Annotated in this window: 3 protein-coding genes; all 3 read right to left on the bottom strand. The window is 71.3% G+C overall.

From position 1 onward, the window contains the following. Window positions 1-284: alternative ribosome rescue aminoacyl-tRNA hydrolase ArfB (arfB, locus tag C1I95_RS33965; protein ID WP_111220206.1), on the bottom strand; the 284-nt coding region annotated here is incomplete at its 3' end. A gap of 9 nt (window positions 285-293) precedes the next feature. After that, window positions 294-590, bottom strand: a complete 297-nt coding sequence (locus tag C1I95_RS33970) for a hypothetical protein (RefSeq protein ID WP_111220208.1) — start codon at window positions 588-590, stop codon at window positions 294-296. A 110-nt stretch (window positions 591-700) separates the two neighbouring features. After that, on the bottom strand, window positions 701-1,315 hold a 615-nt coding region (locus C1I95_RS33975), incomplete at its 5' end, for a S1C family serine protease (protein ID WP_111220210.1).

A 1,315-nucleotide genomic window follows, 5' to 3' on the forward strand; every position in this document is an offset into this window, starting at 1 on the left:
ACCAGGCGCTCTCGGGCTGCCTCCCGGTTGGCCAGCTGCGCCCGGTGCTCGCTGGCGGCGATGGTCAGCACGCCGTCGACCAGCCGCCCGGCGAGCCGGTCCAGCGCCCGGGCACGCAGCGATTCCGGGAGGCTCGGCGAGCCGGCCAGGTCGAAGCTCAGCTCGACCCGGGAGTCCGCGGTGTTGACACCCTGCCCACCCGGCCCGGACGACCGGGAGAACCGCTCCCGCAGCTCGGCGGCGGGGACGACCCACCGGTCGGTCACCCGCAGTCCGTCGTCCACGCACTGAGGCTAACGTGCCGGCCGCTCGTCGGGAGTACTGGTCGGATTCGGTGCCGAGGGGGTCGCCTCGCCGCTCCCCCCGGCGGCGGCGTAGGCGACCGCACCGATCAGTAGCAAGGCGATCACCCCGACCTTCGTGGTGACCACCTTGATCAGCAGCCAGGCTGCGCGGCGCGCGCCGGGCACGGTCTTCTTCGCGGCTTGGTAGTCGTTCCAGCCACGCCGGGCGCGCGCGTACGACGACCCGACGCCACTTCCGATGATGAGGCCCACCAGCAGGAGGGCCGCAATGAGAGGACGCTCCACCCACGCCAGTATCCATACTCAGCGTAATATTTCCATTCCCCGATCACTCCTCGCCAGAAATCCGACAGTCCACTCATCCATCCGTAATCGGACAGTCACTCTCCGTGGGGTCAGCCGCCCTTGCCGATGATCGTGTCGGCGGTCTGCTGCACCTGCTCGATCGGGATGGCGAACCCGATGCCGATCGAACCGCTGCCGTCGATCGTGGCGATCGCGGTGTTCACCCCGACCACCTCGCCCCGCGCGTTGACCAGCGGCCCGCCGGAGTTGCCCGGATTGATCGAAGCGTCGGTCTGCACCGCCCGGTGCCGGTTGTCACCGAGCCGCACCTGACGGTCGAGTGCGCTGACGATGCCGGCGGTGACCGTGCCGGGCAGCCCCAGCGGTGACCCGATGGCCAGCACCGGCTCACCGACCCGGGTCGACCCCGGCTTGGCCAGCGGCAGCGGGGTCAGCCCGGCCGACGGCGGCACCTTCAGCACCGCGAGATCGCTGGCCGGTTCCCGGCCGATCACCTCCGCGGTGAACCGCCGGCCGTCCGGCAGCTCCACCGTCACCGGGCCGCCGCGCCCCTTGGCCAGGATGTGATCGTTGGTGATGATGTGCTGCTCCGAGTCCACGGCGAAGCCGGAACCGTTCGCGGACTGGCCGCCGGCCCCGCCCACCAGCACCGACACCACCCCGGGCACGGTCTTCTCGGCGGCCGTGACCAGCTCGGCCGGCAC

The sequence above is a fragment of the Micromonospora craterilacus genome (genome assembly GCF_003236315.1).
In the GTDB taxonomy this organism is placed as follows: domain Bacteria; phylum Actinomycetota; class Actinomycetes; order Mycobacteriales; family Micromonosporaceae; genus Micromonospora; species Micromonospora craterilacus.